The 290-nt window shown below is 37.9% G+C and carries 1 pseudogene; it reads left to right on the top strand.

Going from position 1 to position 290, the window contains the following annotated elements:
• Nucleotides 1-290: pseudogene (locus PL9631_RS26480) on the top strand (IS701 family transposase); the annotation flags it as partial.

The raw sequence follows: 290 nt of genomic DNA, 5'->3' as shown, positions 1-290 counted from the left end.
GAGGAAACTCGATTAGATAATTTAGCTAAATCGTTGCCCCAAGGAGCTTTTAGTGAAATTCAACTCCCAGTAGAAAAAACCAAAACTGTGTGGGTAGCAACACAAGAAATTGAATTATCAAAGTATGCCGGGAAGAAAGTAATAGCCATCGTCATGAATGCTGCCACTTTCGACCAAGCCAGTGATATTGATTATTTAATGACTAATGTTGAGGTTTCAAAAGCCACAGGAGAATGGATAGTAACGACCTATTCACAAAGAAATTGGATAGAAGTTTTTTACAGGGAAGC

Source organism: Planktothrix paucivesiculata PCC 9631, assembly GCF_900009265.2.
GTDB classification, from domain to species: Bacteria; Cyanobacteriota; Cyanobacteriia; order Cyanobacteriales; family Microcoleaceae; genus Planktothrix; species Planktothrix paucivesiculata.
Note: the sequence above shows the minus strand (reverse complement) of the source record. Positions and strands in the feature narration are given on the sequence as shown.